This is a genomic window from Methanofervidicoccus abyssi, from assembly GCF_004310395.1.
GTDB lineage: Archaea > AGJL01 > Methanococci > Methanococcales > Methanococcaceae > Methanofervidicoccus > Methanofervidicoccus abyssi.
This window is the reverse complement of record NZ_BFAX01000001.1, coordinates 240,183-256,695: the sequence shown is the minus strand read 5'-3', so window position 1 is coordinate 256,695 and position 16,513 is coordinate 240,183. Positions and strand designations below refer to the sequence as shown.

Below are 16,513 nucleotides of genomic sequence, written 5' to 3'. Positions count from 1 at the left end.
ATCATCCTATTACGTTGTAATCAACTCCCTTATATCCCTTGCTGATAATCCTTCTATCTTTCCCTTTATAATTATCTTCAACTTTTTTATCTCCATCTCCTTTGAAGTGATAAAACCTATTATTGGTCCAACTCCAAAGGGCTGTCTTAGAGATAATCTTCTACCTAACTCTACTAGGTAGTTATCTAAGGCTCTCTCAAATACATAGATACTCTTTGTCTTTTCGTATTCCTCTAAACACCCTGAGATTATATTACTGTACTCAGTGCCTTCCAATGAACTTACTATATTCTCCATGGATTCTGCCTCTGCTAACTCTTTCAACTTCCATGGGGGCAATTCATATCCCACACTTAAGAGATAATTTAAAATAACGTCAGAAGATACACCTTCTCCTTTACATCTCAAGATTACCTTTAGGTTTTCAACATCTATCATCCTTCCAATGAACTCTTTGAAGATGTCTTCGTTAAAGCCTTCGATACCTACAACCTTCCAAAGCCCCTCTAGGATATACTTATCCAGGGCCAACTCCAATGATATTAGATTACCACTTTCTTCGTAGATTGAAAGTTTTTCAGAGAGTACCTTAGAATATTCAGTACCTTCTAATCCATTTACGACCTCTTCAACAGTTTTAGCCTCACAGAGTTCCCTTAATTTATTTTCAGGTATTGTACCTAAGGGTATCAACATTTTAAATGTACTCTCACTATCTAATCCAACATACTTTGCTCTTAGGATAGTTTTAATATTCTTAACGTCGTACTTCTTTTCAAACAACTTTAATATTTTTTTAGATCTATCTGGTGATATCTCTGCCAGTGTTTTGTAGACATGGGCCAGATGCATATCTAAACCCTTCTCTATGGAGTATACATCCTTAGAAGTCGCTGAGATATATCTACCGTAGTCAGTATCTTCCAGGAAACCTACAACTTCTACTAAACTTCCAGCCTCTATAAGTTCATTCAATTTGTAATCATCTAGGAGTCTTGCCTCCATACTTTTAATTCTAGCATTGACGTATGCATATGGAGCGTTATCTATGAGATACTTTATTAAATAAACTATTATAACTAAAAGTACCAATATTCCTGTTAATATTAACAGTGTAACAAATATATCAAAAGGTATCCATGTATTAATGTCCCCCATCCCCATTCAATCACCTTTTATCTTTAACTTCCACCCTTAGAACAGCAACTCTGCAATTTTTTCCTTGATATTCTCTAAGTTTCTTTCAAATACTGCTTCTAAACTATTATCACAGATTTTAGAACCATTTTTGGATTTTACAATACATCCTCCTACTATATCAACGATGTTTCCTTTTCTAACAATAACTGATTTGTTCAGTAATTTCCCCATCTCACTCTCTATAGTCCACATAATCTTGCTATTTATGATTTCGTAATCCCTCTTATTGAGATCTATGAAAACTTCTTCCTCTCCAATAGCAACAATACCTTCAATTATTAATTTAAGGAGTAGTGTGTTGTATTCCTCCTTTTCTGGTAATTTTATTAAATCTTCCCTTAACTTTTTTATAGCTTTCTCAATTAACTCTTCTCTTTTTATCAGCATTTTTTTCCTAACTTTTAACTTAGCCTCTGCAATAATCCTGTTTTTTACCATTTCAGCCTCTTTCTCTCCCTTCTTAAGTATTTCATTTTTTCTCTTTTCTGCTTCCTTTCTGGCATCATCTAATATTTTACTGGCCTCTACTTGGGCATCCTCTTTTATCTTCTCAGCTTCCTTATTGGCATCCTCCAGTATCTTAGATACTATTTCATCTACACCCATCATCTCACCTAATTAAAAAAATAAAATTATTGGATAATGTAATAAAAAAATTAATTTTAAAACATCATTCCAAGCATTATTAGTATTGCTATCAATAGACCAAAGATAGCGAAGGTTTCTGGCATAACTGCTAAAACAAGGCCTTTACCCATTGCATCTGGATCCCTAGCAGTTGCCCCGATAGCACCTGCAGCTGTAATACCCTGTCCAATACCTGAGAGACCTGCAAACCCTACTGCCAAACCTGCACCTAAAGCTGCTATTGTAGTTGCTCCAGGACTGTTTCCAAAGACTCCTACTAACAGGAGAATAGCTACTAACAAACCGTAGATTGCCTGAGTTTCAGGAAGTACTGAGAAGACCATCGCCTTACCAAATATCTTGTCGTCTTCTGCCACTGCACCTAACCCTGCCGAAGAGGCTATGCCCTGTCCAATTGCCGATAGACCTGCTAAACCTGTAGCTATTCCTGCACCTACCATAGCCCATTCTGGAGCACTTTTAAATACAAAGAGTATAAGGATAGCGACGAGGAACCCATATAATCCCTGTGTCTGAGGCAATGCCTGAAATACTATGGCTGTACCAAACTTCGAAGGATCTTCTGCAATTACTCCTGCACCACTTGCTCCAGCAATACCTGCTCCAATACCTGAACCTAATCCTGCAATACCAACTGCCAATCCTGCACCTATGGCTCCAAGTAGTAGTGGATTCTCAAATACCATTATTATCACCTTTTTATTTTTTAATTAACTGTAGTATACTCCCTTTTAGCCTTGAAAGGACAGAATTTCTTACCACCACCTTCGTAGAACTGTCCAAAGAACTCTACGTAATGTAACCTCAGAGAGTGTATAAAGGCCCCAAGGCCGTTCATTACAAAGTTAAAGGTATGTCCAATTAGCAGCATTATCACTGCCAGAAGTATCCCGACTACTGGGATACTTTCTCCAAGCAACTTAGCCATTATATTTACTGCCATTGCAAGACCCCCAGTAGCCAGACAGAGAGCTAAAAGCCTGGCATAGGAGAGTACATTACCTAAGAATCCTGTAATATCCATAGCTCCTAAAGCTGCATCCAGTATTCCCCCACTCATATACCCTTTGATCATACACAGGAGTATTACAACCACTACAGCACCACCTATTAGGTATGGTGTATTGGTAATAATACCTACAGCCAAGGTTATTATCAGAAAGAGCCAAATTCCCTGATTTAAAAAGGCCTCCTTAAATCCTTTTTTCTTAAGATTCTCCTTAAACCCTATTACTAATCCTATAAAGAGGTGTATTATCCCCACAACTATAGAAAATAAGAGTATCGCAATTGGGCCGTTATTTACAGATACACTTCCAAGATTGAAGAGTGGATTAGACTCTCCAATATAGAAACTATCACCAAGAGGGTTCACTAGTGCAAGTGGAGTTTTGTATATGTCAAATCCTAAGAACTGTTTCAGGAAGTCTCCCAGATATCCCCCAGTTATAATACCAGCAATAACTGTTGCTATACCAGCCAAAGTTAGTATATAACCTATATTATAGGCCCCTTTACTTACTTTACCAAGTTTTTTCCAGATAAATAATCCAAGTATTGTTAGTAACAATCCATATACAGCATCAGTGAGCATAATACCGTAGAACATTAAAAATCCAGGGACTATTAGCATAGTAGGATCTACTTCGTTGTACTTTGGAGGTGCAAACATCTCAGTAAGCATCTCAAAGGGTTTTACAGGTTTTGGATTGTCAAGCATTACAGGTATCTTTTCTTCAGGTTCATCAGGTTCCACTATCTCCACAACTCCATAACCTTGGGAAGCCCTCTCTATGGTAGCCTTAACCCTATCTACGTACTTCTCAGGTACCCATCCTTCCAACATGTAGGTTCTCTCAGTTCTGCCGTAATAGGTATAGGACTCTGCCCTCTCCTTCTCGATCTCCAATAGTTCATGTAATACTAAGAGTTCCCTGTACCATTTATTAGCCATCTCTCTTAATCTATTCAAAATGTCCTCTTTTTCTTTCTTACACTCTCTTATTTCCTTATCAATCTTTTCCAAGTTTTCTTTTGGAGTACCTTTTAAGTTAGATACATCTATCCTTTCAAATCCACTTCTCCTCAACTCTCCACTTACACTGTCTCTATACTCCTTCAATGTGGCGAGTATAACAACAACCTTTTTCTCATTTTCACTGGTGATAACAGGCTTACCCTCTATAATTTCAGAGAAGTTGTTTGTAATGGAGAATATTCTATTCTTTAATTGGGATATCTTATCTTCAGGTACTAAACCTACAACTATATAAGTATAAGGACCACTCCTGACATACTCCAGATCTATATCGAGATCTATCAGATGCTCTATATACTTCCTTAACTGTTGTAGGTAGTTAATTCTACCTTCCAACTCGTTTAGCCTATCTGCCAACTCTTTTACATCTGCCTCTACATTTTCTAACAGAGACTTACCATAAGATACTATCTCATCTGCCGAAGAGAATGGAATCTTCTTTTTTGGTGGTAGGGTTGGATTCAATAACTCCTTCAATCCCTTTTTATCTTCAGATTTAATACTGTCAAAGAGATCTAAAAACCTGTTAGTTTTAATTAACAACGCTGAAACATCCCTTATATAAGGTGCAGGTGTTGAAGGGGATAGTAAATCAGCCCATTCTGGATCTTCCAACTTCGGAGTTAAATCACAGAGTTCTATTAACCCCTCTTCATGAAGTTCTCTTACAACATTATCTATCTTCTCATCTAAAATCACCGCCCTCAGTTTCCTCATCCTTGCAGGTCTCACTAACACCACCTTTCTAATATTAAACTTTGAAAATATCTAACACATCCTCTAACTTCAAGGAGAGTATTTTTACCTTGGCAATGGACTCCATTTTGTATATTTCACTCTCTCCAGTTTCTATAATATTTTCTGCTTCTTTTTTAGCTATTTCTTCACTCCTTTGGATTAACTCTTCCACTTTTTTGTGGGCCTCTTCCTCAGCCTCTTCTATAATCTTTTTACCTTTCTCTATGGCATCTAACTTTATCCTTTCTGCCTCTTTTTTTGCATTCTCTATTATCTCAATGGCTTCCTTTTCCGCATGTTTTATTTTTTTAACAGCTTCTATCACAGTCACAGAATTACCTCCTTATCTTTATAAAAATTTATTAGCTTTTTAAAAAGTACCTTTTATATCTTATATATATAATTTTCTTTTTTATAATTTTTTATAATTTTTATATTACTTACACTTAGTCCCCATTTAGTAGCAATTATAAGAATAGTAATATAAAATTCCCATAAAATAATAATGACTACATCCTACTCTAAGATCTTTCCGAAACCAAAGATATAGTTGGATGATATTAGAAAATATTTACAGAAGATCATCTTCTCCAACGTTCAGGGATAAATAGATGTGGTATATTATATATATTTAATTTTTTACTTTATTACCATTTTTATTAATTTTTATTATTTTTACAATCATTGTTTTTTAACTTTTTGATGAACTAGATGAACCAGGGTTTATATTATCTAACTTTTTTAAACATGTCTATATATGTATCTATTACAGCAGGTATTATTCCTATAGCAGTACAGGTTTCCAGAGAAATTCTCCTCTTAGTTATATCCAAATGATATTTACAGAACTCAAATACCTCCCGTGGTAATCCGCGCCTTCCAAGACCGATATACAATCCACAGGGTTTTTTAAATAGTAGTTGCGCTACTTCCTCAGGTGTTATAGACTTTTTATCATTTGGTTTTGATGTTGTCGCAATAGGTATTCCGAATTGGGGTTGATAACTATCCACTATATTAAATCTGTTGCTCTCAATTAACTTTTTCAGATACTCTCCAGATTCTCCAATTGTAGTTTCTATGGATTTTATATCCTCCTTAGTACAGGGAAAGTCCATAATTGCAAGGTTGCAATTGAAAGCATAACATACAGGTGCTGCTCTGGCTATAGCCCTTTTATGAGCCTCGTGCCACCTTCTCTTATCATAAGAGTTATAGAGTATTAGAGTCATTCTCTTTATAACCATAATTATCACTTTGGAAGACATAGAGATATATTTTCCCATGATATTGCAAGATTTTAGTATCTTTACATTTCCTACCGAAAGATTTAAATACTTTGGATTTTTATCCAAAAATAGCAGGGAGTAAAAACCACTCTTTTATTAAAAATTTAAAAATCTTATTTAAATAAAATTAAAAACCACTCTTTTGGAGGTATAGTATGACAGAAGAGAACATGCTGGTAACCTTAGATACCTACTTAGCTGCAGGAGTACATATAGGTACCATGCAGAAAACAGAAGACATGAAGAGGTTCATCTACAGGGTAAGATCTGATGGACTCTATGTGTTAGATGTTAGAAAGACTGATGAGAGAATAAGACTGGCAAGTAAGTTCCTGGCAAGGTATGAACCTGAGGATATCCTAGCTGTTTCAAGGAGGATATACTCCATGGGTCCATTAAAGAAATTTGGAGAAGTAACAGGTATAACAACAGTTGCAGGAAGGTTTATACCAGGTACCTTAACCAACCCTGTAACTAAGAGTTTCATGGAACCTGAAATACTCTTCCTCAGTGATCCGAGAGTAGATAGACAGGCACTGAAGGAAGCTATTGAAGTAGGCATTCCTATTGTAGGTATGTGTGATACAGAACATCTAACGTCCTTTATAGACTTTGTAATTCCGACAAACAATAAGGGTAGAAAGGCAGTTGCCCTAATCTACTATCTCATGGCTAGGGAGTATTTAAAAAATAAGGGTATAATTGGAGAGGAAGTGCCCTTTACCTACGAGGAGTTCTTAGAGAGGGCAATGAACGTTAAGATAAGAATTATACCACAACAGTTCCAGAAGGGAAGGAGGAGAAAAAGGAGGAAAAAATAAATAGATGGATGGGAAAATGGGGGATGAAAGTGAGGAAATCCTCTCTTTCCAATGTCCTCTCTGTGGCGATATTACTCCCCATAGAGTTATAAAGAGGCAGGAATCTAAGAGACATATAAAGTTAAAGGTAAAATGTTTAGACTGTGGCTATATATGGGAGATGGAAAGAACTATCAAGTTGAAGGATGTAAAGGTAATAATCAGCAGGTATGGAAAATCTGAAAAAAAAGTTATCCAAATGCCTATTGAAGAAGTATTAAAGGTTGGAGACGTGATTAACATAGAGGGGGAGGATTTGGAGATAACGAGCATAGAAGGTAAGAGGCGAATCCACTCTTTAAAGGTTGGAGATATAGGGACTATATGGACAAAATCTTTAAGTATTCCTAAAAAGGTAGGTATATCTATCAACGATGGAAGAAAGACATACTCTGTAAATGTACTCGTTCCCCAAGATTATGTATTTGATAGCAGATATATTTACCGTGTTGGGGAGGGTTTCTTTAAAATAAAAATGATAAAGACAGAGAAAGGAACCTCTAAGAGGGAGATTGCAAGGAATATAAAGAGAATATACGCCCAACCTACAAAACCTTTTAAGAACTATGTGGATCTAACTGAATATCTATTATGATTATTATTAATATTTTATTAATATTTTTAATCACTAAAAATCACTAAAAACAATAGCATGAGGTGTAACTATGGTAAGGATGAAAGCTAGGACTACTACCAGGGGAAAAAAGATTGCTAAGGATACTTGGAAAACAAAGGTGTGGTATAATATATATACACCTCAGGCCTTTGGAGGTGTTCTGATAGGACAGACTCCAGCAAACGATCCTGCAAAGGTAATTGGGAGGGTAGCAGAGGTTAGTTTACAGGATCTCATAAATGATCCTGCCAAACATATGATAAGGATGTACTTTAAGATAAATGGGGTTAGTGGAAACAACGCTACAACACAATTCATAGGCCATGATACAACGAGGGAGTATATAAAATCCCTGGTAAGGAGGAGGATGAGTAAGGTAACAACAATTATAGATGTAAGAACAAAGGATAACTACAAGATAAGGGTAAAGGCAATGGTATTAACTGCGTACAGGGCAAGAGATCGCCATAAAACCGATATTAGAAAGAAAACAGAAGAGATCATTAGAGAAACTGCAAAGAATTCAACATTCCCAGAATTTGTTCAGGCCATGCTCTTAGATGAGTTAAATACAAAGATATATGAAGAATGTAAAAAGATATTCCCAATTAAAAAAGTAGAGATTTACAAGTCTGAGGTTTTAGAGTTTGGTGAAACATCGGTGGCATCCGGAGAAGAAAACAAAATGCTAGAGGAGAAAAAAGAGGAGTGATTACTTTAATACTACTCTAATAAATATATTGTAAATATAATAATAAAAAGATAATAAATATAATAATAAAATACTTTTAAACAAAAAAAATATCTAATGTTAGATTAGAAAATATCCAGGGATAGCCTTTCTCCAATCTCCATCTCCAGGAGCAGATATCTATTTATACTTTTCTAAATTATTATTTTTACCCTGATTATTTTATAATAATATACTATTTTTATTATTTTTAACCATTTGATAGGACTTAGAGTATCTTTAAAGATCTCTATTTTTTGATTTAATGTGGATGTTAATAATTTATGCCTATTACTTTGGAGGAAATATTGGACCTAACTTGTGCCTGTTGGCCTCTATTCTATTTAGTATCTCCTCCACTTGAAATAGTGGAACATTTAAATTCTTGGATATCTTCTCCTTGTCTTCCCCCTTCTCTATCCTTTCGAGTATTCTATCTAACACTTCGTAGGTTATTCCTAACTCTTCTTCATCTCTCTGTCCCTTCCAAAGTCCTGCTGATGGAGGCTTATTTATTATCTCCTGAGGTATTCCTAAATACTTTGCCAACTCTCTAACTTCAGTCTTAAAGAGGTTACCTATAACGAGAAAGTCGCTACCTAAGTCCCCATACTTCGTTCCATACCCCATATAGAGTTCTGATTTGTTGGAGGTGCCGGCAACAAGAAGCTTTCTCCTATTTGCAAAGTAATAAAGAATACACATCCTTATCCTGGCCTTCAGGTTTCCATCTGCTATCTTATCAAACTCCCTTGTGGGGATATAACCACCTGCTCCAAATGCCCTTAGTATATCTGTGATATCTGATAGTATATACCTTATACCGAGTTTTTCTGCAATCATCTTAGCATGTTCTATATCCTTAGGGTCTGAGTCCCTCTCAGGCATTATAACTCCCAATACTTTATCCCTCCCAAGAGCCTTTACACATAGTGTAGCCACGACAGAACTGTCTATCCCTCCACTCAACCCCACAACAACCCCCCTGGCCCCGGCTTTTTTTACAACATTCTTTATAAAGTGCGTTAATTTTTCAACAGTTTTTTCTACATTTTTCATGGTTTCACCTATGGTAGATATCCCTCAATATTGTATATAATATCTTTTCCCATCAAGATATCATGGAAATTTTTTATTTTTATTTTTATCTTACATCAAAAACTATATATTACACATAATTTGTAATATTGAGATATAAAATTTTAATATCTATTAATAATATTGGAAGATTTATAATATTGGTGATAGATACATAAGCAAAATTAATAAAAAAGGTAAAAATTTTCTAAGAAGGAGGATTGCAGAAACTTCACTCTGTTTCCATATATTCTGGCATAGAGGTTATATTTTTACTCTTTACCTCTATTTATTGCTTTTCTTTTTTATTATTCTTTTATTGATCTTAGAATTTTGTTTCGTTATTGTAAATAATCCTATAAAAAACCATAAATAATGATAATTATAAAAAAATAATAAAATAAGATTTCAAAAATAAAAAACCCTAATCATTTTAAATATAAAACTTCAAAAATTTTTCTGATACAACTGTGATATCAACAATGTAAGAATTTTTTCATTTTCATTGTAATACTAATAATTTTTATTATTCTTTTAATCACTACTCCAATAGAAACTAAAGTAAATTATATAATAATATTAGGGATTTAATCATTAATTATTAAAAACCTGAGGTGAAAGTATGTTTCCTGGAAAGATGAGTCCAAGAATGATAAAACAGATGCAGAAGATGATGAAAGAAATGGGTATGGAAACTGAGGAATTAAAGGCTTTAAAGGTAACCATTGAATTGGAGGATAAAATCTTGATCTTTGAGAAACCTAAGGTTCAAGTAATGGACATGTTTGGAAATAAAACATACACTATTTCTGGGAAAGTTAAAAAGATAAAAAAAGAGGAAGATATAAAGGACGAAGAAGTTAAGTTGGAGATAACTGAGGAGGATATCCAGTTGGTTATGAATCAGTGTAACGTTTCAAGAGAGGAAGCTCTTAAGGCACTTGAGGAGTGTAACGGAGATATAGCAGAGGCTATACTGAGATTAGGTGGATAAGCTACTATAAAGGTGATCTTCTCTTTTAAGGTAGTCTTTGTAGTTTTAGTCTCATGAAAGGTTCAGGACTCATAGTTCTTTATCCTGATGAGCGTTATCTATGATACTCTTTAACTCTCTTATTTATATCCTATGATGTTGATACCTTTTATATTATTTTTAACCTTTTTATAATATATTACACAGGCTCTTTCTTCTCTTTTAATACCAGTAGCCTTATATTCAAATCCTGCCTCTTTTCCCATAACTTCAAATAAAACTGGAAATGGACACCCTGTAGACACTAGATCTGCTCCACCGATATTTACTGGGCAGTATTTACAGTATCCATAGTTCCTATAAAGATAGACAACTAATGAATCTTTATCAGGGATAACATTTACACTATCACATATATTCATAGCATTATTTACATCCCTGATAAAATCTTCAAAATCTGAGTAATTTTCCTTAATTAACTTCTTTGCCTTTAGGATTACGTAGAGGTTAGGACCTATAGCCTCCATTACAGAATCTATAAATAACTGAGAATCTTCTATAAGTTCTGCTAAGGTACTTAACAACAAACTACAGAAGTACTGCTGAATAGGTGTATCTTGATCTACTATGTATTTTATATTACCCTTAGTTAATGGTCTCATATTTTCCACTACAAGTGTGTTTTTAATTATATTAATTATAGATATTTGAATATTTTTATATTTCTATAAATTGAAGTTATGTAATAATTTATTATAACTATGTTAGATTTATATATTTTTCTATTAAATTTTCTAATTTCAATATCTAATAATTACCCACTCCCTAAAGCACATAGGAACAAAATATGAACATCCTGTAGAAATAGTGCCAGTATTCTACAGTCTTTGAAACGTCAATATTTCTCACATTTCTTTTTCTCCTTTTTGAAGTTAAAAGATATATAAGGAAAGGAATTTCCTTTTCACGTTGAGAAACGTTGAGAAGAAAGGTCATTCTTCTAACATTTGAAGAGAAGAAATGTTAGTTTATAGTAACTCTTATAATGTTTAATGTTTTTGTTTTGACAGATCCGTTATAAAAACAAACTATATATACTAATTACCATAATATAACCAAAAAGAACATAGGTGAGATCTTGTTCTTAGAGAAGATATACGGGGCAAAAATGGCCTACACCTTTGACGATGTTTTACTTGTACCTAATGCTTCATACGTAGAACCAAAGGATACAGATACCTCTACAGATCTTGCAGGTTTGAAGTTGAATATACCTATCGTCTCGGCTGCAATGGACACTGTAACCGAGAAGGAAATGGCAATTGCCCTAGCGAGGAAAGGAGGTCTTGGTGTAATCCACAGAAACATGTCTATAAAGGAACAGGTGAGTCAGGTAATATCAGTTAAAAAGGCTGAAGATATTATTATCAGAGATGTTATTACAATATCCCAAGACAGTAACATAGGAGATGCTAAAAAGATCATGGAGTTGTACTCTATTGGAGGACTGCCTGTGGTGGATGAAAACAACAAACTGGTGGGTATAGTTACTACAAGGGATATTAAATATATACAGGAGGACAACATCCCAGTTAAAGAGGTGATGACTAAAGATGTTGTCTACAGTGACGAAAATATCACACATGAAGAGGCAATGAGTATCATGTACGAGAACAGAATAGAAAGACTACCTATTGTAGATGAGGGCAACAGGATAATAGGAATGATAACACTGAGGGACATCTTGAAAAGGAAACAGTATCCAGAGGCTGCCAGGGATAAAGATGGAAGACTGTTGGTATCTGCAGCCTGTGGCCCACATGACTTAAAGAGAGCAGAAGCCCTTATAGATGCTGGAGTAGACGCCATAACTATAGATTGTGCACATGCCCATAACATGAGGGTGGTAGAGGCTATAGGTAAGATTAAAAGATTGATAGAGAAAAAAGATAAGAACACTGTATTGATTGTAGGAAATATAGCAACTAAGGAAGCTGCAAGGGATCTTATAGATGCTGGGGCAGATGTTCTCAAGGTAGGTATAGGGCCTGGAAGTATATGTACTACAAGGATAGTGGCAGGTGTGGGGATTCCCCAGTTAACTGCGATTGCAGAGGTTGCAGAGGTTGCAAAGGATGACGAAGTACCGATAATTGCAGATGGAGGTATAAAGTACAGTGGAGATATAGCCAAGGCAATTGCCGCTGGAGCGGATGCTGTAATGTTGGGGGGTTTACTTGCAGGGACAGATGAGGCACCGGGACAGTTGATAACTATAAACGGTAGAAAGTATAAGCAGTATAGAGGTATGGGATCCCTCGGTGCTATGATGGGAGGTGTAGGTGCAGGGGCAGATAGATACTTCCAGAGTAAGAGTCACATGAAACATGTAAAGTTGGTGCCAGAAGGTGTTGAGGGAGCAGTACCTTACAAGGGACCTGTAAGTGAGGTTATATTCCAACTTGTAGGAGGCCTGAAATCTTCTATGGGATACTGCGGAGCGAGGAATATAAGGGAGTTGAAAGAAAAGGGGAGGTTTGTCATAATAACTCAAAGTGGCCAGAGGGAGAGTCATCCTCATGATATACTTATAACCAACGAGGCTCCAAACTATCCAATTAACAGATTCTAACCTGGATGATGAGAGTTACCCCCGCTGATAGGATGAGGATACCGGCACTGCCTGACAGGTATTAAAAATTTAGGTGGTCTTACTATGGCAATTAAAGTTAGTGAAATCCTGAATAAAAAGATATACACTACAAAGGGTTACTACGTTGGAGAAGTCTACGACGCCATGATAGATACTGAAAAGGCTGTAGTGAGTGGTATAGTGGTAAGTGATGTCTACAAGGGATGTTTAAAAGATAAGGTAGATGACCCCTCTAAGAAGGTTGTTATACCCTATAGAGTTGTAGAGTCTATAGGAAATATAGTCTTAGTAAAATTGTCAAAAAAATGATTTTTAAATTACTTTATTTTTATATACCCTAATTTCTATCAAAATGTTAAAAATAATGAAAACAGTATATGAAAATAATAAGATAAAAAATTAATTTAAAAAGATAAAAGTATAACCAGATAACTACTCCTGAAGATTGGAGGAAGATGATCCCTTGGATATTTTTCTAATCTAACTTCTTCATCCCAGTATTCAGGATCTTTAATTTCTAGTGCTATTTTTGTCTTCGAGGATTGAATAAGCTCATAACATGTCCAATGGTCCAAGAGAGTTTAACAGATTTGGAGTGAAAATTATTTATGAAGCTCTTTTATCGTATCTCTGTCAAATTTGTTAATTGTTAAGATAAAAAAAATAAAAAACTCATGGAGATTCTTATGGACCCTTTAGAAGTTATGGAGAACTCTATCAAAGCTTATAAACTAACTACTAAGTACCATGGAAATTTCGTCGATTTAAAAAGGGCACTCTTCTTAGGGTGGTACTGTAATCTCAAGGATCCCTGTAAGTTCTGCTACATGTCCACCCAGAAAAATAAAATAAAGGATCCTAAATCTGCCAGGAGAAGATTGGAGGGCATACTTGCAGAGGCAATACTTATGAAGAGGATAGGCTGGAAGTTGGAGTTCATCTCTGGAGGTTATGGATATACACCTAAGGAGTTAAACAGGATATTGGAGTTAGTTGCATACCTCCAAAAGTCTAAACAGTATTTAAATGTGGGCATTATAGATTTCGAGAAGTTGAACTTAGATCTGGTAGAGGGTATTGTTGGAGCAGTGGAGACTGTAAATGAGGATCTCCATAGATATCTCTGTCCCCAGAAACCTCTGGATAAAACAAAGGACATGCTATTGAAGGCTAAAGAGTACGGCTTAAAGACAGGTATAACTATCATACTTGGTTTAGGAGAGAAGGAGAAGGATATTGATAAACTACTAGACTTAATAGAGGAGTTGGACCTAGACAGGATAACCTTCTACTCCTTAAATCCCCAGAAAAACACTATATTTGAAAACAGAAGTTCCATCACTACCTTGGAGTACATGAATTGGATTTCCACTGTGAGACTTAACTTTCCAAAGATAGAGATAATCACAGGTACTTGGGTAGATAAACTTAGTAACATAGGCCCATTGATAATGAGTGGCTCCAATACCATAACCAAGTTTCCCCTCTTCAGTATCTACGGAAAAAAGGAAGGTATTACAGTGGAAAAGGAAATAAGATCAACAGGTAGGTTGTTGTTGGGTACTTTCTCTGATATAGAAGTTCTAAAGGGGAATAAGAAACTTGAGAATACACCTTACGTAGATGAAGAGATTGTTATCAGCGAAGAGAATATGAAACTCTTGGAATCTCTAAGGGATGCCATTAACAAGAAAATAGAGGAGTATATATCAAAGATTTTAAAAAGGATTAGGAGTTAAAGTTCATAGTATACGTTCTCTTAAGGAAGATCTTTCCTATTTCCTCAGTATCCAGAAATACTTAAGGGATATTACCTGTTTCAGTCCCCTTTTTAGTGTTTAACTGTTTTGAAGATATTTTTGAATTTATCTTTTTAAATATTTTATATAATTAATTATCAATTTTTATCAGGATTTTGATAGGGACTGAAGTATAGTATAAGATAATTTTTATAATATTATTAATAAATTAAAGAATGATAAATAGATTAAAATAAAATAAATTAAATAAAAGATCTATAGGTGTCTCTTATTTAAGGGTAAAAAAAAGAAATTTGTCCCTTATTGTATCTTTTACCAATTATTTAAAACTGTAATAATTGTTAATTTTATTAAAAATAATCTGGGGATAAAAATGGCAACGTACAACCTTAAATATGGATTAGATCCAAGAAAAGACCATGTTCTCTATAGAGATGATGACCATCTAGTAGTTTATCTTGGGACAAATATGTCAGGTAGTGGGGATGTGGATATCAACAGCTATTTAATAGTAAATAAAAAGAGAGGATTTTTGCTGGACCCAGGAGGATATAAGATATTTCCAAAAGTCCTATCCAATATCTCTAAATATATAAATCCTAAAAATATAGAGTATATATACATGTGTCACCAGGATCCAGATGTAGCAGGTAGTATTCCACTCTGGAGGGCTATAACAAATGCAAAACTTGTTACAAGCTGGTTGTGGATAAGGTTCTTGCCACATTTTGGATTTGAGGATGTTGACAGTGTAGCACATCCACTACCAGATAAAGGCGAGCAGATATCCTTTGGTACAACGACCTTGGAATTCATACCTGCCCACTTTCTCCATAGTCCTGGACATTTCACTATCTACGATAGACGGAGTAAATTCCTATTTACCGGTGATATTGGAATAGCTATGTTGGAGGAACCGTCCCTAATAATCGAAGACATAGATAAACATATCGAAGCTATGAAGCCGTTACATGAAAGATTGATGGCAAATAATCACGCTCTGAGACATTGGGTTGACAGAGTTAGAAATTTAGATATAGAAGCAATTGTCCCACAGCATGGGGGGATTATTCCAAGAAAGCATATTACCAAGTTCTTCAACTTCTTAAGTAATTTGAAGTGTGGTACAGATCTAATAAGGTGATTATATGAAGAAAAATCTTGACAAGGATAAAGATAACAGCAATTTACATATAGTTTCAGATATTTTTGCAGATGCAGTCCGTATAGAATCTGCAAATAAAGAAACGTCCAAGATAATATACAACCTAGTAACAGATATTAGTGAGCATTTTGTAAAAAATAACGAGATGATAGTTGAAAATATAGAGAATTTATCTGAGATTATAGAAGATCTAGAAAAATTTAGAGACGATTTTCTACCATTCTTTCAGAAGCTGGAGATATTCGCAAGGGAGTTTAACCGTCTCGTCGAGAATTTAAAATATATATCCAAGATGAGTAGTTCAATAAACGATGTTGCAAAACATACCAGTTTAATAGCCCTAAACGCATCCATTGAAGCCGCAAGGGCTGGCGAATTTGGGAGGGGATTTGCAGTTGTAGCAAATGAAATTAGAGAGATGGCTAATCAAACTATGAAGCTGACGAAGGAGATTGAAAAATTCAACTCCGAAGTTATGAGAGATCTCGAAGTACTAAAGGATGTGTTAAATGTTATAGATAAGACAAAAGAAGGAACAAAAATGCTGGCAAAGGATATCAACGAGATCGTAGAGATAAACAACAGACTAAATAAGATTACAAAAGACCAGGAGAGATTCGTTCATGATATCAAAAGTTTAAGTGGTATATCGATAGCAATGGAGAATTTCAATAAGATGCAGGAGAAATTTAACAGGAAGTTAGGGAATCTGCTGGTTCAACTGGCTATAAATGAAGGGGATAAAAAAGTAGTCAAGCTCAGGTGA

At 34.9% G+C, this 16,513-nt stretch carries 17 protein-coding genes; 9 read left to right on the top strand and 8 right to left on the bottom strand.

Annotated elements, in window-relative coordinates:
- Window positions 1–9 precede the first annotated feature (9 nt).
- The 6 genes from MHHB_RS01350 to MHHB_RS01325 all read right to left on the bottom strand — a co-directional run bounded on the left by MHHB_RS01350 (window position 10) and on the right by MHHB_RS01325 (window position 5,871).
- The gene (locus tag MHHB_RS01350; RefSeq protein ID WP_131006821.1) at window positions 10–1,164 is read right to left on the bottom strand and encodes a V-type ATP synthase subunit C; all 1,155 of its coding nucleotides are present in this window, start codon (window positions 1,162–1,164) and stop codon (window positions 10–12) included.
- A gap of 30 nt (window positions 1,165–1,194) precedes the next feature.
- Window positions 1,195–1,806, bottom strand: a complete 612-nt coding sequence (locus tag MHHB_RS01345) for a V-type ATP synthase subunit E family protein (RefSeq protein ID WP_131006820.1) — start codon at window positions 1,804–1,806, stop codon at window positions 1,195–1,197.
- 56 nt (window positions 1,807–1,862) lie between these two features.
- A complete protein-coding gene (locus MHHB_RS01340) occupies window positions 1,863–2,534 on the bottom strand; it encodes a V-type ATP synthase subunit K (RefSeq protein WP_131006819.1) in 672 nt (223 codons plus the stop codon).
- A 20-nt stretch (window positions 2,535–2,554) separates the two neighbouring features.
- Window positions 2,555–4,618 carry a V-type ATP synthase subunit I gene (locus MHHB_RS01335; protein WP_192893788.1) on the bottom strand — a complete coding sequence of 688 codons (2,064 nt, stop codon included), beginning with the start codon at window positions 4,616–4,618 and terminating at the stop codon, window positions 2,555–2,557.
- A 19-nt stretch (window positions 4,619–4,637) separates the two neighbouring features.
- A complete protein-coding gene (gene ahaH / locus MHHB_RS01330; RefSeq protein WP_131006817.1) occupies window positions 4,638–4,955 on the bottom strand; it encodes an ATP synthase archaeal subunit H in 318 nt (105 codons plus the stop codon).
- Between the two features lie 397 nt (window positions 4,956–5,352).
- The gene (locus tag MHHB_RS01325) at window positions 5,353–5,871 is read right to left on the bottom strand and encodes a DUF531 domain-containing protein (protein ID WP_394342764.1); all 519 of its coding nucleotides are present in this window, start codon (window positions 5,869–5,871) and stop codon (window positions 5,353–5,355) included.
- 197 nt (window positions 5,872–6,068) lie between these two features.
- Between MHHB_RS01325 and rpsB the strand changes: the two genes are divergently transcribed.
- From rpsB to MHHB_RS01310, 3 genes are all read left to right on the top strand, one after another.
- Entirely contained in the window at window positions 6,069–6,734 is a 666-nt protein-coding gene (gene rpsB / locus MHHB_RS01320; RefSeq protein WP_131006816.1) for a 30S ribosomal protein S2, read from the top strand.
- Window positions 6,735–6,750: 16 nt separating this feature from the next.
- On the top strand, window positions 6,751–7,368 hold the full coding sequence (locus tag MHHB_RS01315) for an HVO_0476 family zinc finger protein (protein ID WP_131006847.1): 618 nt from the start codon (window positions 6,751–6,753) through the stop codon (window positions 7,366–7,368).
- Window positions 7,369–7,438: 70 nt separating this feature from the next.
- On the top strand, window positions 7,439–8,101 hold the full coding sequence (locus MHHB_RS01310) for a 30S ribosomal protein S3ae (protein WP_131006815.1): 663 nt from the start codon (window positions 7,439–7,441) through the stop codon (window positions 8,099–8,101).
- A 309-nt stretch (window positions 8,102–8,410) separates the two neighbouring features.
- Here the strand turns inward: MHHB_RS01310 and MHHB_RS01305 are convergent, their stop codons facing one another.
- Window positions 8,411–9,178 carry an NAD+ synthase gene (locus tag MHHB_RS01305; RefSeq protein ID WP_131006814.1) on the bottom strand — a complete coding sequence of 256 codons (768 nt, stop codon included), beginning with the start codon at window positions 9,176–9,178 and terminating at the stop codon, window positions 8,411–8,413.
- Window positions 9,179–9,818: 640 nt separating this feature from the next.
- On the opposite strand from MHHB_RS01305, the gene MHHB_RS01300 reads away from it, so the two are divergent.
- Window positions 9,819–10,190, top strand: coding sequence for a nascent polypeptide-associated complex protein (locus MHHB_RS01300; protein ID WP_131006813.1), 372 nt, complete (start codon window positions 9,819–9,821; stop codon window positions 10,188–10,190).
- 119 nt (window positions 10,191–10,309) lie between these two features.
- Here the strand turns inward: MHHB_RS01300 and MHHB_RS01295 are convergent, their stop codons facing one another.
- Window positions 10,310–10,831 carry a hypothetical protein gene (locus MHHB_RS01295; protein WP_131006812.1) on the bottom strand — a complete coding sequence of 174 codons (522 nt, stop codon included), beginning with the start codon at window positions 10,829–10,831 and terminating at the stop codon, window positions 10,310–10,312.
- Window positions 10,832–11,307: 476 nt separating this feature from the next.
- On the opposite strand from MHHB_RS01295, the gene guaB reads away from it, so the two are divergent.
- The 5 genes from guaB to MHHB_RS06510 all read left to right on the top strand — a co-directional run bounded on the left by guaB (window position 11,308) and on the right by MHHB_RS06510 (window position 16,513).
- Window positions 11,308–12,801 (top strand): IMP dehydrogenase, encoded by a 1,494-nt coding sequence (guaB, locus tag MHHB_RS01290; protein WP_131006811.1) that lies wholly within the window; start codon window positions 11,308–11,310, stop codon window positions 12,799–12,801.
- An 84-nt stretch (window positions 12,802–12,885) separates the two neighbouring features.
- Window positions 12,886–13,131, top strand: coding sequence for a PRC-barrel domain-containing protein (locus tag MHHB_RS01285; protein WP_131006810.1), 246 nt, complete (start codon window positions 12,886–12,888; stop codon window positions 13,129–13,131).
- A gap of 377 nt (window positions 13,132–13,508) precedes the next feature.
- Window positions 13,509–14,561 carry a radical SAM protein gene (locus tag MHHB_RS01280; RefSeq protein ID WP_131006809.1) on the top strand — a complete coding sequence of 351 codons (1,053 nt, stop codon included), beginning with the start codon at window positions 13,509–13,511 and terminating at the stop codon, window positions 14,559–14,561.
- A 394-nt stretch (window positions 14,562–14,955) separates the two neighbouring features.
- The gene (locus tag MHHB_RS01275) at window positions 14,956–15,726 is read left to right on the top strand and encodes an oxygen-binding di-iron domain-containing protein (RefSeq protein ID WP_131006808.1); all 771 of its coding nucleotides are present in this window, start codon (window positions 14,956–14,958) and stop codon (window positions 15,724–15,726) included.
- A gap of 4 nt (window positions 15,727–15,730) precedes the next feature.
- Window positions 15,731–16,513 carry a methyl-accepting chemotaxis protein gene (locus MHHB_RS06510; RefSeq protein ID WP_131006807.1) on the top strand — a complete coding sequence of 261 codons (783 nt, stop codon included), beginning with the start codon at window positions 15,731–15,733 and terminating at the stop codon, window positions 16,511–16,513.